Raw genomic sequence first — 20,306 nt, 5'->3', positions numbered from 1 at the left:
TTGCGGCCTTCGGCGATTTTCACACCTGCCCGCCAGCATTGCCTCGCTTCAAGATCGGCGACCCCAACCCATGCTCGGACGCTTTTCCAATCGCCGCACCGCCGCTTCGCCCGCCTGGCCGGCCGAGCCGCCGTCGCCGGTCTATGAGCCGTTGCACCACGCAGCGCCCGAACTGCCGCCCGCGCCCGCGGTCTCGATCTACCCCATACCGGCCGATGCCGCCGTTGCGGCCGAGCCGCCCGCGCCGGTCCCCACCCTGGTCGCGCCAGCGCCGGTGGCCCAGGCCGCGCCCGAACTCGCGTCGGCGCCCATCAAGCCCAAACTGCTCGAAGCCAAGGTGCGCCTCCACAAACGGCTGATCGAGGAGCTGAACCTGGCCAGCCTCGAAAAGCTTCCCGAGCAGGAGCTGCGGCGCGAGATCCACGCCATCATTTCCGGCTGGGTCGTGGCCGAGCGCCTGCCGCTCAACGCCAAGGAGCTGGACGCCTTCGTTTCCGAGGTGCTGGACGAGATGACGGGCCTCGGCCCGTTGGAGCCGCTGCTGCGCGACCCGAGCATCGCCGACATCCTCATCAACGGCCACGAGAACGTCTTTGTGGAGCGCAGGGGCGTGCTCGAGCAGGTTCCGTCGCTGTTCAAGGACGAGGCGCACCTGATGCGCATCATCCAGAAGATCGTCTCGGCGGTGGGCCGCCGCGTCGACGAGTCGAGCCCGCTTTGCGACGCGCGGCTGGCCGACGGCTCGCGCTTCAACTGCGCGGTGCGGCCCATCGGGGTGGACGGCCCGCTGGTGTCGATCCGCAAGTTCTCCAAGTCGAAGCTGTCGCTGGACCGCCTGGTCGAGATCGGGGCCGTGCGGCCGCAAATGGCCGAGCTGCTGGCCGCGGCCGTGAAGGCCCGCATCACCACCATCGTGTCGGGCGGCACCGGCTCGGGCAAGACCACGATGCTGAACGCCCTCTCGGCGTTCATCTCGCCCACCGAGCGCCTGATCACCATCGAGGATGCGGCGGAGCTGCAGCTCCAGCAGCCCCACGTCGCGCGCATGGAGACGCGGCCCGCGAACCTTGAAGGGAAGGGCGAGATCCGCCAGCGCGACCTCGTCAAGAACGCCCTGCGCATGCGACCCGAGCGCATCATCCTCGGCGAGTGCCGGGGCGAAGAAGCCTTCGACATGCTGCAGGCCATGAACACCGGCCACGAAGGGTCTATGGCGACCATCCACGCCAACAACCCGCGCGAGGCCATCTCGCGCCTGGAGCAGATGATCGGCATGGCCGGCCTGCCGCTCAGCCAGACGTCGATCCGCGGCCAGATCTCCGCCGCCGTGCGGATGATCGTGCAACTGCAGCGTCTCTCGGACGGCAAGCGCCGCGTCACCTCGGTGGCCGAGATCACCGGCATGGAAGGCGACATCATCCAGATGCAGGAGATCTACAAGTTCGTGCGCACCAGCACGGACCCGGACGGCACGATCCAGGGCCATCACGTGGCCACCGGCATCCGGCCGCGCTTCCTGCAGGAGCTGGTCGCCCACGGGGTCAACATCCCGTCCTCGCATTTCGACCCGTCCAAGCCGCTCTGACGCATGGACGCCCTCGACATCGATCCCGTCTACGCGGTGCTCGGCCTCGTCGCCCTGGCGGTCGTGCTCGTCGTGGAAGCGTTGTACCTGCTCGTCTACGACAAGAAGGACTACCGCACCCGCGTGAATCGGCGCCTGTCGCTCGGCGGCAAGGGCGACGCGCCCGAACGCGTGCTCGTGCAGCTTCGCCGCGAGCGCGGCCTGAACGCCGACGGGCATGCGTCGTGGTCCGGCTGGCTCCAGCAGCTCGCCCTCCAGTCGGGCGTCCGCATGGGGCCGCCGCTCATCGCGGGGCTTGTCGCGCTGCCGCTGCTGGCGGGCGGCGGCGCATACTCGGCCACGCTCGAACCGACGCTGGCGCTGGTGGCGGCGTTGGCTGCCGGGACCGCGCTGCCGCTCGGCGCGCTGCTGTTCCTGCGCAAGCGCCGGCAGGCCAAGTTCGCCGAGCAACTGCCGCAGGCCATCGACGTCGTGGTGCGCAGTCTGCGAGCCGGCTACCCGGTGCCGATCGCCATCGCGATGGTGGCCCGCGAGATGCCCGACCCGCTCGGCTCGGAGTTCGGCATGATCGCGGACGAGATCACCTACGGCGCCGATCTCGAGGGCGCGATGCGCAGCATGCTGGCCCGGGTCGGGCAGGAGGATCTCGCGCTGTTCGTCACGTCCATCGCGATCCAGTCGACTACGGGCGGCAATCTCGGCCAGATCCTCGAGAACCTCGCCAAGGTCATTCGCGAGCGCTTCAAGATGCGCCGCAAGGTCAAGGGCCTCTCGGCCGAAGGCAAGGTCGCGGCCGCGATCCTGAACGCCATGCCGGTCTTCGTGTTCATGGCCATCAACGTCATCAGCCCGGAATTCTACGGCGACGTGTGGGGCCAGCCTTCGGCCCCTTACGTGCTGGGCGGGTCGCTCGGCTGGATGATGGTGGGCAACCTCATCATGTGGCGCATGATCAACTTCAAATTCTGAGAGCCGCCATGGACGCGCCCGAAACCGACCTCCTGTCCGGCCTCGATGCCGATCTTCTGTTCGGGGGCGCGCTCACGCTCGTCGCGCTCGCGGTGGTCGCGGGCGTGGCGTGGACGCTGATGCGCGTGCGCCGGCAGGTGCGCCGCCGCGCCGCGCCCAGCCTCGCGCCCGCGGCCATCCATGAGGGCGGGGCCGCGCTGGAGCGCCTGTCCGCCTATATCGCGCCCATCCTCGCGGGCGCGGACGCGCGCGAGCAGCGCCAACTGCGCCAGCGCCTCGTGCAGGCGGGTTTCCTCTCGCCCTCGGCCGTGCCCCTGTTCTTCGGCGCCCGCCTCGCCGGCGCGGTGTTGGGCGGAGCCGGAACGGCGCTCACGCTCTGGCTGGCCGAGAGCGACGCCAATCTGCTGGTCTGGACGGCCGCCGTGGCGGGCATGGGGTATTTCGGCCCGGACTTCTATGTCGGTCGGCGGATCAAGGCGCGGGTCGAATCCTACCGGATGGGGTTTCCGGATTTCATGGACCTCATGGTGGTCTGCGCCGAGGCCGGCCTGCCGATGGAATCCGCCATAGACCGCATTTCGCGCGAGCTCGTTCAATCCTATCCGTGGCTGGCCGAAAACCTCGCCATGGTGTCGCTGGAAATCCGCGCCGGAACGCCGATGGGCGAGGCGTTGAACCGTCTCGGCCAGCGTCTTGGGCTGGAAGAAGCCGTAACGTTCGCAGCTCTGCTGCAGCAATCCACCGAGCTGGGCGCCAGCCTCTCGCAGTCTCTGCGCGTTTACTCCGACGAGATGCGCAACAAGCGCATGTCGCGCGCAGAGGAAAAGGCCTACGCGCTGCCGGCAAAGCTTGTGGTTCCCTTAACGGTTTTCGTCTTCCCTGTTCTGATCATTACGCTGCTCTATCCGGCCGGCGTCCGGGTCATGTCCTCCTTCGCGAATTCCTGACAATGCGCATCGCCTCGTTCCTGTCCCTTGCTCTGGCCGGCTTTGCGTCGTTGGGCCTTGCGGGCTGCAATCCCGTGCTGGCGCCAGGCGGCGAGGCGACCCTCGAGGTGAGCGCCGTGGCTCCTTCCCCGGCCGCCACCACGGTGGTGCAGGTTGCGGCGACGCCGGTCCCGGAAGGGCAGGCCGATCTCGAACTCGGTCAGAAGCACTTCGCCGCCGGACGATACGGCTTGGCCGAGATGCATTTCCGCAAATCCGTCGAGAGCCCCGGCGCGACCGCCGAAGCGTGGCTCGGCCTGGCGGCGTCCTACGACCAGTTGCGCCGCTACGATCTCGCCGATCGGGCCTACGCCAAGGCCGAACAGATCGGCGGCCGCACGCCCGCCTATCTGAACAATCGCGGTTATTCCTATCTGCAGCGCCGCAACTACAAGCTGGCCAGCCAGAACCTCTCCGCCGGCCTGGCGAGAGATCCGGAGAATCCCGAGATCGCCGCCAACCTCCAGGAGTTGGACAGGCAGGTCCGCGCCGCGCGCCCCGGCCGCTGACGCTGACGCTTTAGCCGCTCTCGAACCTCTCTCTCCGCGGATGGAACGGCGGCGCGGCGGCGTCGTTTTCGGTCAGGAATCCCGGAGAACGAGCATGGACGAGGAGTTGAAACAGCGGATCCGCGTGCGGGCGCATGAAATCTGGATGAACGAAGGCCGGCCGCACGGACGTGACCAGGACCATTGGGACCAGGCCTTCCGCGAACTCTCCACACCCGCCGGCAGCGCCGTTGAGGCGGTCGAGACACAGGCCTCCGCGGGCGCGGCGACGAAATCCGGCCGTAGCGTACGCAGCAAGAAGGCGCCGGCCGGCTCGACACCGTCCGAAGCCGCCAGCACGGCCGGGGAGGGCGCGTCCGGCCGTCGTCGCTGACGCGGTCGCGCCGCCGGGACACGGCCGCCATGCGGCCGTCATGGTTGCGGCAGGGTCGTCCGGCGTGTCTGATGCACGCCCATCAAAGCGCCAGGAGCCCGCCTTGCCCCACCAGCCCGCCGCCGACCGCTATGAGAGCGGCATGATCTACAACCGGGTAGGCCGCAGCGGCTTGATGCTGCCCGCGATCTCGCTCGGTCTTTGGCACAATTTCGGCCTTGACCGTCCGCAGGACACCGCCCGCGCGATCGCCCGCAAGGCGTTCGATCTCGGCATCACGCATTTCGACCTGGCCAACAACTACGGCCCGCCTCCCGGCTCGGCCGAGAGCGCCTTCGGCGAGATCCTGCGCGCCGACTTCGCCGGCCTGCGCGACGAACTCGTGATCTCCACCAAGGCCGGCTACCGCATGTGGCCGGGTCCCTATGGCGAGTGGGGCAGCCGCAAATACCTGATCTCCAGCCTCGACCAGAGCCTCAAGCGCTTGGGGCTCGACTACGTGGATGTTTTCTACTCCCACCGCTTCGACCCGAACACGCCGCTCGAGGAGACCATGGGGGCGCTCGACGCGATCGTGCGCCAGGGCAAGGCGCTCTATGTCGGCATCTCGTCCTACAACGCGCAGCGGACCCGCGAGGCCGCCCGCATCCTGCGCGATCTCGGCACGCCCTGCATCATCCACCAGCCCAGTTATTCGATGATCAACCGCTGGATCGAGGACGACGGCCTCCTCGACGTGCTCGATCAGGAGGGCATGGGCTCAATCGTGTTTTCCCCGCTTGCGCAGGGCATGCTCACCGACAAATACCTCCAGGGTGTGCCGGGCGACAGCCGGGCCGCAGCCGGCAAGTCGCTCCGCACAACGTTCCTGAACGACGAGAACATCGGCCGCGCCAGGGCGCTCGACGCCATCGCGAGGCGGCGCGGCCAGACGCTGGCGCAGATGGCGCTCGCCTGGGTGCTCCGGGGCGGGCGGGTCACCTCGGCGCTCATCGGCGCGAGCCGGCCCGAGCAGGTGGAAGACTGCGTCGCGGCTCTCAAGAACCTGGAGTTCACGCCTGCGGAACTCGCCGAAATCGACACGCATGCGGTCGAGGGCGGCGTGAACCTCTGGGCGGCCTCGGCCGAGCGGGCAGGGCCGTCGCGCTAGCGCGAACGGGTGCTGTCGCGCATCACGACCTCGGCCGGCAAGCGGATCTCCCGCGAGGCCGGCTGGCGGCCTTCGATGAGGTCCACCAGCATGGCGGCGGCGCGCGCGCCGATCTCGGTGCGGGCCTGCCGCACCGTGGTGAGCGACGGATTGTAGGCCGCCGCGAACTCGATGTCGTCGAACCCCGCCACCGAGACGTCGCCCGGCGCCGAGAGCCCGGCGGCGGTAAGCGCCCGGATGGCCCCCATCGCCATAGCGTCGTTGCACGCGAAGATCGCGTCCGGCCGCTCGGGCAGGGCGAGCAGCGCGAGCGCGGCCTCTTCGCCGGCCCGGATGGAAAAGTCGCCCGGCCGCACCAGCGCGGCGTCGAACGGCAGGCCGTGCGCCTCCAGGGCCTCGCGGTAGCCAGCGAAGCGATCGTGCTCCAGCACGTTGGCGGCCGGGCCCGCCACATAGGCGATGCGCCTGTGCCCTTGCTCGATCAGCCGCTCGGTCATGGCCCGCGCGGCTTCGCGGTTCGCGGTCTCGACATGCGGCAGGCCGGAGCCGGGAATGCGTTCGCAGAGGCTGACCGTCGGGGCGCCGGCCGGCCCTCCGGTTGCGGCCGAGAGCAGCCGCCCGTTCAATAACAGCAGGCCGTCCACCCGGCCGGCGCGCACGAAATCGGCGTGGTCGCGCTCGCGTTCGGGGTCGTTGCCCGTATCGGCGATGATCAGGCTGTACCCGGCGGGCCGCAGCGTCGCCGCGATGCCCTGCAGCACCTGCGAAAAGAAGATGTTGGACACGTCCGGCACAACGGCGAGCACCGCATGGGTGCGGCTCGTGCGCAGGTTGCGAGCCGCGACATTGAGCACATAGCCGGTCTCGCGCACCGCCTGCATCACGGCGTCGCGGGTCTTGGGCTTCACCTGTTCGGGATTGGCGAGCGTGCGGCTGACGGTGGCGGTCGAAACCCCGGCGCGCCGGGCGACATCGTCGATCTTCGGCCTTGGCAGGCGCTCGCCCATTGCTGTTGCCCAACCTTCGCGCGTGCGCCGAACGGACGCATGCTAGACTGCGGGGTGCTTGACACACGCCCCTCGTGTGGCACTCTATGCGGAAATGTAATCGATTACAAATCGAAACGCATCGCGCTCAAGACGATGCTGCGGGAGGATCAACGATGACCAGCAAGGGTGCGCGGCCTGCGCCGCATAGGACCGTCAAAAACTTCGCGACGCTTGGCGCGGCTCTCGCCGGTGTGGCGCTCTGGACAGCTCCGGCCGTCGCCCAGGCCAACAAGGCCGAGGTGATCCATTGGTGGACTTCGGGCGGCGAGTCCGCCGCCGTGAAGGTGTTCGCCGAGCAGTTCGCGAAGGCCGGCGGCACCTGGGTCGACACCGCGATCGCGGGCGGCGCCAACGCCCGCACGGCGGCCATCAACCGCACCGTCGGCGGCACGCCGCCCACCATGATGCAGTTCAACACCGGCAAGCAGTTCGATGAGCTGGTTGAGAACGACCTGCTCAACGACGTTGACGCGATCGCGACCGAGCAGAAGTGGAAGGACAAGATCCCGGGTCCGATCCTGGCGGCCACCACCCGCAACGGCAAGATGTTCGCCGTGCCGGTGAACATCCACGGCCAGAACTGGCTGTTCTACAACACCGAGGTTCTGAGAAAGGTCGGGGCTGAGGAGCCCAAGACCTGGGATGACCTGATCCCGATCCTCGACAAGATCAAGGCCGCCGGCCTGATCCCGCTTGCGTTCAGCGGCCAGAAAACCTGGGAACGCAACCTGTTCAACGCCGTGCTGATCGGGCAGGGCGGCCCGGAGCTCTGGCAAGCGGTTTACGGCAAGAAAGACCCGGCCGCCGTGAAGAGCGCCGCGTTCAAGAATGTCGCCGAGACCTATGGCAAGCTGCGCGGCTATGTCGATCCGGGCGCGCCCGGCCGCAATTGGAACGACGCGTCCGCGCTCGTGATTCAGGGCAAGGCCGGCTTCCAGGTCAATGGCGACTGGGCCAAGGGCGAGTTCATCGCGGCCGGCCAGACGGCCGGCAAGGAATTTGGCTGCACCATCCTGAGCAAGGCCGGCGGCGGCTACGTGATGGGCGGCGACGTCTTCGCGTTTCCGAAGACCAAGGATCCGAACCAGCTCAAGACGCAGGTGATGCTGGCCAAGCTGATGCTGGAGCCCGAGACGCAGATCGCTTTCAACACCAAGAAGGGCTCGATCCCCGTCCGGACCGACGTGGACGTGAGCTCGATGGACATCTGCGCCCAGAAGGGAGCCAAGATGGCGGCCGACAAGGCCCAGCAGGCGCCCGCCATGGAGTTGCTGACGCCGCCGTCCGTGACCGGCGCGGTGGAGGACGTGATCTCGTCCTTCTGGAACACGCCCGCCCAGAGCACGGACCAGTTCGCGGATAAGTTCGCCGCGGCGCTGAAGCAGATCTGACCCCGCGCCGGCCCGCCCGGTGCGGGCCGGTTTTCCTGTCGTTCGCTCCGGGCGCGCGTAGCGCCGTGGGAGGATCGCCATGCGCGCAATCAGGCCTCGCCTCGCATCCCGCTTCGCCGCGCTCCTCGGGCTTGCGCCGGCGCTCGCGATCCTCATCGTCGTCTATGTCGGCTGCACGGCATGGACGATCTGGATCTCGATGACGTCGTCGCGAATGCTGCCGAGCTCGAATTTCGTCGGCCTCAGGCAATACGAGGCGTTGTTCGCCAACGAGCGCTGGCAGGTCTCGGTTGGCAATCTGGCGGTGTTCGGCGTGCTGTTCATGCTCGTTAGCATCGCGCTCGGCTTCCTGCTGGCGGTGGCGATCGACCAGCGCGTGCGGGGCGAAAACCTGCTGCGCTCGATCTTCCTCTACCCGTTCTCGATGTCCTTCATCGTCACCGGCCTCGTCTGGCAGTGGCTGCTGAACCCCACCTTTGGCATCGAGAAGATGGGCCGCGACCTCGGCTTCGCGGACTTCCGGTTCGACTGGATCGTCCGCCAGGACATGGTCATCTACACCCTGGTTTTCGCCGCGGTCTGGCACGCCGCCGGGCTCGTGATGGCGATCATGCTGGCGGGCCTGCGCGGCATCGACGAGGATATCTGGAAGGCCGCGCGCGTCGACGGCCTGCCGCCATGGCGGGTGTATCTCTCGGTCGTGATCCCGATGCTGGGCGCGAGCTTCGCCACCGCGTCGGTGCTGCTCGCCACCAGCGTGGTGCGGCTCTACGACCTCTCGGTCGCGATGACCAATGGCGGCCCCGGCGTCGCCTCAGAGGTGCCGGCCAAGTTCGTGATGGACCACCTGTTCGAGCGCGGCAATCTCGGCCTCGCGACCGCGGCCGCCACCTCCATGCTCATCACGGTCGCGGCCGTGGTCGGGCCCTGGCTTTACTGGCAGAGCCGCCGGACCGGGAGGGCGCACGCGTGACCGCTCCCGCCGACACCATGCGCCCGGCCTGGCCGAATGCGCCGTCTTCCGCCCGCAGTCTCGAGCCCAGCGGCGCGCGCCCGCGGCGCCTCACGCCCGCCCGGGTCGGCCTCTACGCCTTCCTGGCCATCACGGCGCTGTTCTTCCTGACGCCGCTCTACGTGATGGTGGTCACGTCGCTGAAGGAGATGAGCGAGATCCGCTCCGGCGCGATCCTGTCATTGCCGCTGGCGCCCACCATCGAGCCCTGGATCAAGGCCTGGTCCTCGGCCTGCACGGGCCTCAGCTGCAGCGGCATCAGCGTCGGCTTCTTCAACTCGGTCGCCATTCTGGTGCCGTCCGTGATCGCCTCCATCGCGGTGGGCGCGCTCACCGGCTACGCGCTCTCGTTCTGGCGCGTCAGGGGCTCGGGCGTGCTTTTCGGCGCGCTGATGATCGTCGCCTTCGTGCCCTACCAGATCTTCATCTACCCGCTGGTGCGCGTCTTCGCCTTCGTGGGCATCAACAATTCCATCCCGGGCATCGTCGTCATTCACACCGTTTTCGGCCTGCCGACGATGACGCTGCTGTTTCGCAACTACTTCGTTTCGCTGCCGATCGAGCTGTTCAAGGCGGCGCGGGTCGACGGCGCCGGCTTCTTCCGGATCTTCTGGTCCGTGATGCTCCCCATGGCGACGCCCATGCTGATCGTCGCCGTGATCCTGCAGGTCACCGGCATCTGGAACGACTTCATCCTCGGGCTCGTCTTTGCCGGTCGCGAGAACCTGCCGATGACCGTGCAGCTCAACAACATCGTCAACTCGACCCAGGGCGAGCGCGCCTACAACGTCGACATGGCCGCCACGATCCTGACGGCGCTCGTTCCCCTGGTCGTCTATTTCGCGTCCGGACGCTGGTTCGTCCGCGGCATCGCCTCCGGCGCGGTGAAAGGCTGACCATGACGAAACGCTGCGACGTCTCCATCCGCGGTGTCGAGATCTCCTTCGGCGCCGTGCGCGTGCTGGAGAAGCTGGATCTCGAGGTCGCCCAATCCGAGTTCCTGGTGCTGCTTGGGCCCTCCGGCTGCGGCAAGTCCACGCTGCTGAACGCCATCGCGGGGCTGATCGACGTGCAGGCCGGGCAGGTCTGGATCGGCGGGCGCAATGTCACCTGGGAGGAGCCGAAGGACCGCGACATCGCGATGGTGTTCCAGTCCTACGCGCTTTATCCGCGCATGACGGTGCGCGGCAACATGTCGTTCGGCCTCAAGGTCGCCCGCATGCCGGCCGCCGAGATCGAGACGCGCGTCGCCGCGGCGGCCGCCATGCTGAAAATCACCGAGTTGCTGGACCGGCGCCCCGCCGAGCTCTCGGGCGGCCAGCGCCAGCGCGTGGCGATCGGCCGGGCGCTGGTGCGCGACGCGGGCGTCTACCTCTTTGACGAACCGCTCTCCAACCTCGACGCGCAGCTCCGGGCCGAGTTGAGAGTCGAGATCAAGAGACTGCACCATCGCCTTGCGGCGACGATGATTTACGTCACGCACGACCAGATCGAGGCTTTGACGCTCGCCGATCGGATCGCGGTCATGAAGGACCGCGTGATCCAGCAGCTCGGCACGCCCAACGAGATCTATCGAACGCCCGCCAACCGCTTCGTCGCCTCCTTCGTGGGCTCGCCCGCCATGAGCTTCGTGCCGGGATCCTATGAGGTCCGCGACGGCTTGCCGTGGTTCAGGGCGGACGGAATATCGGCCAGCCTCGATGGCTACGCCTTCCAGGATCGCCTGCAGCCGGGCGCGCCCATCGAGCTGGGGGTGCGGCCCGAGCATGTCGAGGCCGGCATGGAGATCAACGCCACGGTCGAGATGGTTGAGCCGATGGGGTCCGATCAACTGGCCTGGTTGCGCCTCGGCAAGCACCCCGTCTCCATGCGCCTGTCCGCCGAGGCCGTGGCCGCGCCCGGCGCGCCCATGCCGATCCGCCTGCCGCCCGACAAGCTGAACCTTTTCGACGCCGCCTCCGGCCGTCGGCTCTGACCTTGCCCTGAAAGGATCCCCTAATGAAGCCTCTCGACGGCCTTTCCTTCCAGCTCTACTCCGCCCGCATGATGGAGCCGCTGGAGGGGCAATTCGAACTGCTCGCCGGCCTCGGCTACCGCAAGGTCGAGCCCTTCGGCGGCCTGCTCGGCGACCCCGACAGGCTGAAGCGCCAGCTCGACGAGCACGGCATGACCGCCCCGAGCTGCCATGTCGGCATGGACCGCCTGCGCGCCGACCCGGTCGCGACCGTGAAGCTCTGCCGAGGGCTGGGCATCGAGACCATCTACGCTCCGGCGCCGCCGCCCGGCGAGCGCGACGGCGGGGAAGCCGAATGGACCGCGATGGGCCGCGAGCTGAATCGCATCTGCAAGGCCGTCAACGGCGAGGGCCTGCGGTTTGGCTGGCACAACCACCATTTCGAGTACGGCAAGACCGCCGATGGCCGCCGCTTCCTCCACATTCTGCTGGAGGAAGCGCCGCAGATGCTGTGGGAGGCCGACCTCGCCTGGATCGTGCGCGGCGGGGCCGACCCCATCGCCGAGGTGAAGCGCTACGTCGGCCGCGTCGAGGCCGTGCACGTCAAGGACATTGCGCCCGAAGGCCAGTGCGCCGACGAGGACGGCTGGGCCGATCCCGGCCACGGCGTCCTTGATTGGGGCGCCATCGTGCCCGTTCTGCAGGAGATCGGCGTGAAGCTCTTCGTCGCCGAGCATGACAAGCCCAACGACGTCGCCCGCTTCGCCCGCCGGGCGATGACCACCGTCGCATCCTGGCGCTGAGGAGAAAACCCATGCGAGAGCTTGGAATCGGCGTCGTCGGCTGCGGCGTCATCTCGACCATCTACATGCAGAACATGCCGCTGTTCCGCGGCCTGCGCCTCGTCGCCTGCGCGGACCTCGCGCCGGAGCTGGCCCGCGCGCAGGCGGACAAATTCGGCGCGCGGGCGCTCACCATCGACGCGTTGATGCGGGACCCGGAGGTGGACGTCGTCCTCAACCTCACCCCGCCCAACGCCCATTTCGAAGTGAGCCACGCTGCGCTCACGGCCGGCAAGCACGTCTTCACCGAAAAGCCGCTCTGCGTCTCGGCCGAGGACGGCCGCAGGCTGCTGCGCGAGGCCGACGCCCGCGGCCTCAAGCTCGGCTGCGCACCCGATACGTTTCTGGGGGCCGGCGGTCGGCTGGCGCGCGAGACGGTCGACAGCGGCCAGATCGGCCGCGTGCTGGCGGGCTCGTGCTTCCTGATGTCCCACGGCATGGAGCATTGGCACCCCAATCCCGAGTTCTTCTTCAAGCCCGGCGGCGGCCCGATCCTCGACATTGGGCCTTACTATCTCGGCGCGCTGTGCAACCTGCTCGGCCCGGTCGCGAGCGTACAGGCGCTCTCGTCCACCGGCTTCGCCGAGCGCGTGGTCTCGGCCGAGGGGCCCCGCAAGGGCGACCGCATCACGGTCGAGACGCCCACCACCGTGATGGCGCTCCTGCGTTTCGCGGCCGACGCCGACATCGTTCTCTCCATGAGCTGGGACGTGTGGAAGCACGGCCATCCGCCTATCGAGCTTTACGGAACGGAGGGCTCTTTCCGGGCGCCCGACCCGAACTTCTTCGGCGGCGTCGTCGAGGTGACGGCGCGCGGCGATGACTGGCAGGTGCTGGATTCCTCATCGCGCCTCTATGGCAAGCCGAACTGGCGCTCGCCGAACTGGGCCCCGAGCCTTCCCGACCGGGCGAACTATCGCTGCCTGGGGCTCGCCGACCTCGCCAGCGCAGTGCTGCATGGGACGCCGCATCGCTCATCGGGCGCCTTCGCGTCGCATGTGCTCGACGTCATGCACGCCATTCTGCAGGCCGGTGAGGGTGGCGGAGCGGTCCGCATCGAGTCCCGCGTGGAGCGACCTGCGCCGCTCTCCGACGAAGAGGCGGCGTCCTACTGGCGCGGCGCAAAGGCCTGAGGAGCATTACCATGCCAGCCACCATGAAAGGGCCCGCGATCTTCCTGGCCCAGTTCGCCGGCGACGCCGCGCCCTTCAACAACTTCGAGGCGATCTGCGGCTGGGCCGCCGGCCTCGGCTACAAGGGCGTGCAGGTCCCGACCTTCGATCCGCGCATGATCGACCTCGACAAGGCGGCCGAGTCGCAGACCTATTGCGACGAGCTCGCCGGCATCGCGGCCAGCCATGGCCTCGCCATCACGGAGCTGTCCACCCATTTGCAAGGCCAGCTCGTGGCCGTGCATCCGGCCTATGACGAAGCCTTCGACGCCTTCGCGCCGGCGGCGCTCCGCGGCAAGCCGCAGGCGCGCCAGGAATGGGCGGTGGACCAGATGCGCAAGGCCGCCAAGGCCTCCCGGCGCCTGGGCCTCACCGGCAGCGTCAGCTTCACGGGCGCGCTCGCCTGGCCGTTCCTCTATCCCTGGCCGCAGCGGCCGCCTGGTCTGATCGAGACCGCCTTCGCCGAGCTCGGGCGGCGCTGGACGCCGATCCTCCACGCCTATGAGGAGGCGGGCGTGGACCTCTGCTACGAGATCCATCCCGGCGAGGACGTGTTCGACGGCGCCACCTTCGAGATGTTCCTCGAAGCCACCGGCAATCACCCGCGCTGCGCCATCAACTACGATCCCTCGCACTTCCTCCTGCAGCAGCTGGATTACCTCGCCTTCATCGACATCTACGCCGACCGCATCCGCGCCTTCCACGTCAAGGACGCGGAGTTCAACGCGTCGGGCCGCCAGGGCGTCTATTCGGGCTTCCAGCCCTGGCTGGACCGGGCCGGGCGGTTTCGGTCGCTGGGTGACGGGCAGGTGGACTTCAAGGCGATCTTCTCCAGGCTCGCCGCCATCGGCTACGACCGCTGGGCCGTGCTGGAATGGGAGTGCTGCCTGAAGAACGCCGAGGACGGCGCCCGCGAGGGCGCGGGTTTCATCCGCGACCACATCATCAGGGTGACCGACAAGGCGTTCGACGATTTCGCCGGCGGCGAGGTCGATCCCGCGCAGGCGCGGCGCATGCTCGGGCTGGGGAGGGAGTGATGGCCAGCCCACGCATCCGCCTCGGCATGGTGGGCGGCGGGGAGGGGGCCTTCATCGGCGCCGTCCACCGCATCGCGGCCCGCCTCGACGACCGCTACGAGCTGGTTGCCGGCGCACTCTCGTCCACGCCCGACAAGGCGCTGCGCTCGGCCCAGGCGCTCGGGCTCGCGCCGGAGCGCTCCTACCCGGACTTCGCCACGATGGCCCGCGCCGAGGCGACGCGGCCGGACGGGATCGAGGCGGTCGCCATCGTGACCCCCAACCATATGCACGCCCCGGCCGCCGAGGCCTTCCTCGACGCGGGCGTCCACGTGATCTGCGACAAGCCTCTCACCGCCACCCTCGAGGAGGCGCGCCGCCTGCGCGACAAGGCGCGCGCCAGCGACCGGATTTTCGCGGTGACCTACAACTACACCGGCTACCCGCTGGTGCGGCACGCGCGCCGGATGATCCGCGATGGAGAACTCGGCGCCATCAGGGTGATCCAGGTCGAATACCCGCAGGAGTGGCTCTCCACCCCGCTGGAGCAGACCGGCCAGAAGCAGGCCGACTGGCGCACCGATCCGGCCCGCTCCGGCGCGGGCGGCTGCATCGGCGACATCGGAACGCACGCCTATCAGCTGGCGCATTTCGTGTCCGGGCTCGCGCCCAGCCACGTGCTGGCCGAGGTCACCACCTTCGTGCCCGGCCGGCGGCTCGACGACAACGTCCAGGTGCTGTTGCGCTACGCCGAGGGCGCGCGCGGCGCGTTGTGGGCCAGCCAGGTCGCGCCCGGCAACGACAACGGCCTGCGCCTTCGCATCTACGGCGACAAGGGCGGGATCGACTGGCGCCAGGACGAGCCCAACCGCCTCACCTGGTCCCCGCTCGGCGAAGCTCCGCGCCTGATCGGGCGAGGGACAGCGGCCATGAACGCGGATGGCCAGCGCGTCAATCGCATCCCGGCCGGCCATCCGGAGGGGTATCTGGAAGCTTTCGCGACGCTCTATTCCGAGGTGGCCGAGGCCATCATGGCCCGCCGGGCCGGCGCGGCGCCTGACCCGTCCGGCACGTTCCCGACCATCGAGGATGGCTTCGCGGGCGTCGCCTTCGTGGATGCGGCGCTGCGCTCCAGCGCCGGCGGCGGCGTGTGGGTGACCCCGGAAGGCTGACCCGGCCAGCGCCCCTCGCGCCATCGCGCAGGGGCGCGCGTGGTGGATGGCGCCCATTCCCACAACCGCACTTGTGGGCGGCGGGCCGCCGTTCCATGATCCGTTTCCCCCGTCAGAGCGAAGCGATCATGACCCGAATTCAACATCTTCTCGCCGGCGCAGCCATCGCGCTCACGGCTGGCTTCGCGGCCTCGCCGTCCATGGCCGGCCGCGACCGATTCGTGGTCGACCTCGTCAACGAGCCGTCTTCGCTGGACCCGCAGGTGCAGTGGAACCCGGACAGCTACTACGTCTACCGCAACATCTTCGACAATCTCGTCACCCGCGACGACAAGGGCGCGCTCGCGCCCGAGATCGCAACGGCGTGGAAGCAGGTCTCGGACACCGAGATGGAGTTCACCATCCGGGACGACGTGACGTTCCATGACGGCAAGAAGCTGACGCCCGAGGACGTGGTGTTCAGCGTCAAGCGCATCACCGATCCGAAGTTCGGCAGCCCCCAGCTCGGGCAGTTCAACAAGATCACGGACGCGGTCGCGACCGGGCCGAACACCGTGAAGCTCGTCACCGACGGCGCCTATCCGGCGCTGCTGGCGCAGCTCGTGAAGCTGTCGATCGTGCCCAAGCACGTCGTCGAGGCGGTCGGCAAGGACGCCTTCAACGCCAAGCCTGTCGGCAGCGGCCCCTACGTGTTCGCCGACTGGTCGCGCGGCGTGGCCGTGACGCTGAAGCGCAACGACAAATACTGGGGCAAGAAGGCCCCGTTCCCGGAAGTCGCCTTCCGCGCCGTGCCGGACGCCTCCACGCGCGTCGCTAACCTGCAGGCGGGCTCCAGCGACCTCGGCGTCAGCCTCGACAGCGACCTCGCGGCGCAGATCAAGTCTTCTCCCAAGGCCAAGCCGCTGTCGGTGCTCACCGAGCGCGTGGCCTATCTGCGGCTGAATCCGTCCAAGCCCCCATTCGACAAGGGCGACATCCGCCGCGCCGTCGCGATGGCGATCGACAAGGAAGCGCTCGTGCAGGGCATTCTGGGCGGTTACGACAAGGCCGTCCCCGAGATGCTGACGCCCGCCCATTTCGGCTGGGTGGAAGGCATCGAGGCCCCGCCCTTTGATCCCAAGAAGGCCAAGCAGATCGTCGAGGCCGCCGGCCCCGCCGGCCAGACGGAGATCGAGCTTTCAACCGCGCCGGTGTTCGACCAGCGCATCGTCCAGGCCGTCCAGCAGATGCTGGCCGATGTCGGCCTGAACGTGAAGATCAACATGTCCGACATGGCGTCCTACCTGAAGCGCGCCCAGAGCGGCCCGGAAAGCACCCCGGCGCTCAGCTATGGCCGCTGGTCCTGCGCCTGCCAGGACGCCGACGGCGTGCTGTTCCCGCTGATGCACAATTCGAGCGGCTGGTCGGCCTATCGCAACACCACGACGGACAAGCTGCTCGAAGCCGCGCGCGCGACCCTGAACCAGGACAACCGCATGGCGGCCTACAAGCAGGTGCACGAGATCATCGCCAAGGAAGTTCCGCTGATCCCGCTCTACCAGTCGGCCATCATCTACGGCGCGGCCAAGCCGCTCGTCTGGCAGCCCACGCCGAACGAAAGCATGTTCCTGAACCGGATGGACTGGAAGGAGTAGCGCGGGCGCCCGGCCATGGCGGGCTTTCTTGCCCGGCGGCTCGCCCAGGCGCTGGTGACGATTTTCGGCGTCGCGACGCTGATCTTCTTCCTCCAGCGCCTCACCGGCGATCCGACCTACCTTCTCGTGCCCGAGACCGCGACGCCGGCCGACATCGACGCCATGCGTCGCAGCCTCGGTTTCGACCGGCCGCTGGTGGTGCAGTACGCGTCGTTCCTCGCCGATCTGCTGCGCTTCGATCTTGGCCGCTCGGTGATCCAGAACGCGCCCGTGACGACCATCATCGCATCGCGGGTGCCCTACACGCTGGCGCTCGCCGCAGGCGCGCTTCTGGTCGCATGCGGCGTCGGCATCCCGGTCGGGATCGCGCTGGCGCTGTGGCGCGATAGCGTCTTCGCCAGGTCCCTGTCCGGGCTCGTATTGGCGGCCCAGAGCCTGCCGACCTTCTGGAGCGGCATCCTGCTGATTCTGGTGTTCGCCGTGACGCTTGGCTGGCTGCCGCCCTCGGCGACAGGCGGGATCTCGCATCTCGTGCTGCCCTCGATCGCGCTCGGCCTGCTCAGCATGGCGACTTTCGCGCGCATCACCCGCACGGCGCTGCTGGATGAGCTGTCGCGCGACTATGTCCGCACCGCGCGCGCCCGCGGCGTGCTGCCCGGCCGGCTGCTGCGGCGCCATCTCGCCCGCAACGCCGCCATTCCGGTGATCACCGTGGCGGCGCTGGAGATCTCGAACCTGCTCGCCGGCGCGGTGATCGTCGAGACGGTGTTCGCCTGGCCGGGCCTAGGGCAGGTCACCGTGCAATCCATCCTGGCGCGCGATTTCCTTGTGGTGCAGGGCGTGGTGCTGCTCGGAGCCTTCGTGACGGTGGCGCTCAACCTGGCGGCCGACATCCTCTACAGCGTGGTCGACCCCCGCATCCGCCTCACCGGGGCCCGGGCATGAGCGCCGTGTCGCAACCCGTCCTTCGCCGCCGCGCCCGCTTTCGCTGGAGCCTCTGGGCTCCGGCCGCGCTGCTGGCGTTGTTGGTCGTCATCGCGCTCGCGGCTCCGTGGCTCGCGCCCTATTCGCCCACCCAGCAGAATCTGCTCGCGCGCCTCAAGCCGCCGGGCTTCGTGTCGCGCGGGGTCACCTATTGGCTCGGCAGCGACGAGCTCGGGCGCGATCTCCTGAGCCGCCTCATCCATGGCGCGCGGATCTCGCTTCTGGTGGCGTTCTCCTCCGTAATCCTGTCCGGCCTCGTCGGTACGACGCTTGGGATGATGGCCGGCTACCTGCGCGGGCCGGTCGAGATGGTGGTCATGCGGGTGGTGGACATCTTCCTCTCGGTGCCCGCCATCCTGCTCGCCATCATCACGGTGGCTGTGCTCGGCCCGGGGCTCATCAACGTCATCGTCGTGCTGGCGCTCACACGCTGGCCTCGCTACGCCCGCGTCGCCTATGGGCAGACGCTCGGCGTGTCCAACATGCCCTATGTGCGGCTCGCCGCCTTCATGGGCGCGCGCGCGCCGCGAATCCTGCTGCGGCACGTGCTGCCCAACATCATCGGGGCCATGACGGTGGTGGCCACGCTGGAGTTCGGCCTGATGGTGCTGTTCGAGGCCGGCCTGAGCTTTCTCGGCCTGGGCGTGCAGCCGCCGACCGCAAGCTGGGGCGCCATGCTGAGCACCGGCCGCAACTACCTCGCCACGGCCTGGTGGATCGCCACCTTCCCGGGCCTGTGCCTCTTCGTGCTGGTGTTCGCCGTGAACCTGATCGGCGACGACCTGCGCGACCGTTTCGATCCAAGAGCCTCATGAGGACGCCATGACTCAATTCCCAGATCTCGCCGGCAAACGCGCCGTGGTGACAGGATCTGGCGGCGTGATCGGCCGCTGGATCGCCGAAATCCTGCGCGACGCCGGCTGCCGCCTCTGCCTCACCGACACGAAACAGAACGCGCTCGACGAGCAGGTCCGTTCGCTCGGCCTCGCCGAGGGCAGTTTCGGCCATGCGGCGGACCTCACGGATGCGGGCTCGATCGAGGCGCTGGCGGCCGCCGTCGGCGAGCGCTGGGGCTCGGCCGACATCCTGGTCAACAATGCCGGGATCTACCCGTCCGGCTTCCTGCTCGACATCGACGTCGCCGAGTTCGACCGCATCTTCTCGATCAACCTGCGCGCGCCCTTCATCCTCACCCGCGCGCTCGCGACCCAGATGGTCCGGCAGGGCGTGAAGGGCTCGATCATCAACATTTCGTCCGGCGCCTCGCGCAAGATGCGCCGCACCGTGGTTCCCTACTGCACGTCCAAGACCGCGCTGGACCGGCTCACCAAGGGCTTTGCGATCGAGCTGGCCGAGTTCGGCATCCGCGCCAACACGCTGGAGCCGGGCTTCGCGGCCGGCAGCACCGTCAGCGCGCTCACGGACGAGCACATCCGCAACACGGTGGCGCAGATCCCGCTCGGCCGGCCGTCGTCGCGAGACGACGTCGGCGCCGCGCTGCTTTATCTCGCAAGCGACGCCTCGGCCTATGTCACCGGCTCGACCCTCACGGTGGACGGCGGCAACTCCATCGGCTCGCTGGCCGTGCACCAGGCGAAGAAGAACCCGCTATGACGGTGATCGAGCCCCGCCCAGCCCCCTACATGTGGCCGGAAGGCAGGCGCAGCGCCTTCTGCTTCACGGTGGATGTCGACGCCGAGTCGCCTTACCTCTGGAGCCTCAAGGATGCGCCGCCGTCCCGCCTGCTCGGCCAGATGGAGCAGCGGCTGTTCGGCCCGCGCGTCGGCATCTGGCGCTTGCTGGACCTGCTGGACCAGTACGACATCAAGGGCACGTTCTTTGTGCCCGGGGTCGTGGCCGAGAACCATCCGGAGCTGCTGCCCGAGTTCGTGACGCGCGGCCATGAGGTCGGCCTGCACGGATATTTCCACGAGCTGGCGTCGCAGGCCTCCGACGCGGAGTTCACGGCCGCGCTCGACGCCGCGCTGGAGCTCTTCCAGCGCCAGGCCTGCATCACGCCCGTCGGCTTCCGCTCGCCCGCCTGGGAGATGACGCCGCACATGATGGCCGAGGTGAAGCGCCGCGGCCTCTATGACAGCTCGCTGATGGGCTTCGATCACCCCTACACGATCGACGGCCTCACGGAGGTACCGGTCCAGTGGGTGCTGGACGACGCCGTGTACTTCAAGTTCGTCGGCGGCGGCGCCGACCACTGGCCGCCATCCGCGCCCGGACCCATCCTGGAGGGCTGGATCGACGAGTTCGAGACGCTGCACCGCTTCGGCTCGCTCACGATGCTGACCGTGCACGACTGGATCTCCGGCCGCGCCCACCGCATCCGCATGCTGGAGCGGCTGCTCGACCGGGTCACCAAGGACCCGACCGTCTGGGTCGCGACCGTCGCCGAAGTGGCGGCGCATCATGCCGCTTCGACCAACGCCCAGACATATGCGGTGAAATCGCGCCTGCCCGACGCCATCGCGTCCCGCCGCCACGGAGCGTCCTGAC

At 68.5% G+C, this 20,306-nt stretch carries 20 protein-coding genes; 19 read left to right on the top strand and 1 reads right to left on the bottom strand.

Annotation, left to right across the window (positions count from 1 at the left end; genetic code table 11):
* Nucleotides 1–70 precede the first annotated feature (70 nt).
* The 6 genes from AC1DSZ_RS10050 to mgrA all read left to right on the top strand — a co-directional run bounded on the left by AC1DSZ_RS10050 (nt 71) and on the right by mgrA (nt 5,572).
* Nucleotides 71–1,585, top strand: coding sequence for a CpaF family protein (locus AC1DSZ_RS10050; RefSeq protein WP_476838231.1), 1,515 nt, complete (start codon nt 71–73; stop codon nt 1,583–1,585).
* Nucleotides 1,586–1,588: 3 nt separating this feature from the next.
* The gene (locus AC1DSZ_RS10045) at nt 1,589–2,554 is read left to right on the top strand and encodes a type II secretion system F family protein (RefSeq protein WP_476838230.1); all 966 of its coding nucleotides are present in this window, start codon (nt 1,589–1,591) and stop codon (nt 2,552–2,554) included.
* A gap of 8 nt (nt 2,555–2,562) precedes the next feature.
* Nucleotides 2,563–3,501, top strand: coding sequence for a type II secretion system F family protein (locus tag AC1DSZ_RS10040; RefSeq protein WP_476838229.1), 939 nt, complete (start codon nt 2,563–2,565; stop codon nt 3,499–3,501).
* A 2-nt stretch (nt 3,502–3,503) separates the two neighbouring features.
* Nucleotides 3,504–4,049, top strand: a complete 546-nt coding sequence (locus AC1DSZ_RS10035; protein WP_476838228.1) for a tetratricopeptide repeat protein — start codon at nt 3,504–3,506, stop codon at nt 4,047–4,049.
* 94 nt (nt 4,050–4,143) lie between these two features.
* Nucleotides 4,144–4,422: a DUF2934 domain-containing protein gene (locus tag AC1DSZ_RS10030; RefSeq protein ID WP_476838227.1), complete on the top strand. Its 279-nt coding sequence runs from the start codon at nt 4,144–4,146 to the stop codon at nt 4,420–4,422.
* 103 nt (nt 4,423–4,525) lie between these two features.
* Complete coding sequence (gene mgrA, locus AC1DSZ_RS10025; RefSeq protein WP_476838226.1) at nt 4,526–5,572, top strand: L-glyceraldehyde 3-phosphate reductase; 1,047 nt, start codon at nt 4,526–4,528, stop codon at nt 5,570–5,572.
* Here the strand turns inward: mgrA and AC1DSZ_RS10020 are convergent.
* Nucleotides 5,569–6,579, bottom strand: a complete 1,011-nt coding sequence (locus AC1DSZ_RS10020) for a LacI family DNA-binding transcriptional regulator (protein WP_476838225.1) — start codon at nt 6,577–6,579, stop codon at nt 5,569–5,571. The genes mgrA and AC1DSZ_RS10020 overlap by 4 nt on opposite strands.
* A gap of 155 nt (nt 6,580–6,734) precedes the next feature.
* On the opposite strand from AC1DSZ_RS10020, the gene AC1DSZ_RS10015 reads away from it, so the two are divergent.
* From AC1DSZ_RS10015 to AC1DSZ_RS09955, 13 genes are all read left to right on the top strand, one after another.
* The gene (locus tag AC1DSZ_RS10015) at nt 6,735–8,012 is read left to right on the top strand and encodes an ABC transporter substrate-binding protein (RefSeq protein WP_476838224.1); all 1,278 of its coding nucleotides are present in this window, start codon (nt 6,735–6,737) and stop codon (nt 8,010–8,012) included.
* Nucleotides 8,013–8,091: 79 nt separating this feature from the next.
* Entirely contained in the window at nt 8,092–8,985 is an 894-nt protein-coding gene (locus AC1DSZ_RS10010) for a carbohydrate ABC transporter permease (RefSeq protein ID WP_476838223.1), read from the top strand.
* A 17-nt stretch (nt 8,986–9,002) separates the two neighbouring features.
* Entirely contained in the window at nt 9,003–9,920 is a 918-nt protein-coding gene (locus AC1DSZ_RS10005; protein WP_476838489.1) for a carbohydrate ABC transporter permease, read from the top strand.
* A 2-nt stretch (nt 9,921–9,922) separates the two neighbouring features.
* On the top strand, nt 9,923–10,999 hold the full coding sequence (locus AC1DSZ_RS10000) for an ABC transporter ATP-binding protein (RefSeq protein WP_476838222.1): 1,077 nt from the start codon (nt 9,923–9,925) through the stop codon (nt 10,997–10,999).
* A gap of 23 nt (nt 11,000–11,022) precedes the next feature.
* Nucleotides 11,023–11,781, top strand: coding sequence for a sugar phosphate isomerase/epimerase family protein (locus AC1DSZ_RS09995; RefSeq protein WP_476838221.1), 759 nt, complete (start codon nt 11,023–11,025; stop codon nt 11,779–11,781).
* Between the two features lie 11 nt (nt 11,782–11,792).
* Entirely contained in the window at nt 11,793–12,953 is a 1,161-nt protein-coding gene (locus tag AC1DSZ_RS09990; protein ID WP_476838220.1) for a Gfo/Idh/MocA family protein, read from the top strand.
* A gap of 11 nt (nt 12,954–12,964) precedes the next feature.
* Nucleotides 12,965–14,029, top strand: a complete 1,065-nt coding sequence (locus AC1DSZ_RS09985) for a sugar phosphate isomerase/epimerase family protein (RefSeq protein WP_476838219.1) — start codon at nt 12,965–12,967, stop codon at nt 14,027–14,029.
* Nucleotides 14,029–15,180 carry a Gfo/Idh/MocA family protein gene (locus AC1DSZ_RS09980; RefSeq protein ID WP_476838218.1) on the top strand — a complete coding sequence of 384 codons (1,152 nt, stop codon included), beginning with the start codon at nt 14,029–14,031 and terminating at the stop codon, nt 15,178–15,180. Before AC1DSZ_RS09985 ends, AC1DSZ_RS09980 begins: the two co-directional genes overlap by 1 nt.
* A 128-nt stretch (nt 15,181–15,308) precedes the next feature.
* Nucleotides 15,309–16,814: an ABC transporter substrate-binding protein gene (locus AC1DSZ_RS09975; protein WP_476838217.1), complete on the top strand. Its 1,506-nt coding sequence runs from the start codon at nt 15,309–15,311 to the stop codon at nt 16,812–16,814.
* Between the two features lie 15 nt (nt 16,815–16,829).
* Nucleotides 16,830–17,759 (top strand): ABC transporter permease, encoded by a 930-nt coding sequence (locus AC1DSZ_RS09970; protein ID WP_476838216.1) that lies wholly within the window; start codon nt 16,830–16,832, stop codon nt 17,757–17,759.
* Nucleotides 17,756–18,613: an ABC transporter permease gene (locus AC1DSZ_RS09965; protein ID WP_476838215.1), complete on the top strand. Its 858-nt coding sequence runs from the start codon at nt 17,756–17,758 to the stop codon at nt 18,611–18,613. Before AC1DSZ_RS09970 ends, AC1DSZ_RS09965 begins: the two co-directional genes overlap by 4 nt.
* Before the next feature lie 7 nt (nt 18,614–18,620).
* Complete coding sequence (locus AC1DSZ_RS09960) at nt 18,621–19,412, top strand: SDR family NAD(P)-dependent oxidoreductase (protein ID WP_476838214.1); 792 nt, start codon at nt 18,621–18,623, stop codon at nt 19,410–19,412.
* Nucleotides 19,409–20,305, top strand: coding sequence for a polysaccharide deacetylase family protein (locus tag AC1DSZ_RS09955; protein ID WP_476838213.1), 897 nt, complete (start codon nt 19,409–19,411; stop codon nt 20,303–20,305). The genes AC1DSZ_RS09960 and AC1DSZ_RS09955 overlap by 4 nt, the downstream gene beginning before the upstream one ends.
* Nucleotide 20,306: the final 1 nt, after the last annotated feature.

Source organism: Alsobacter sp. P4_H11 (assembly GCF_056400925.1).
Note: the sequence above shows the minus strand (reverse complement) of the source record. Positions and strands in the feature narration are given on the sequence as shown.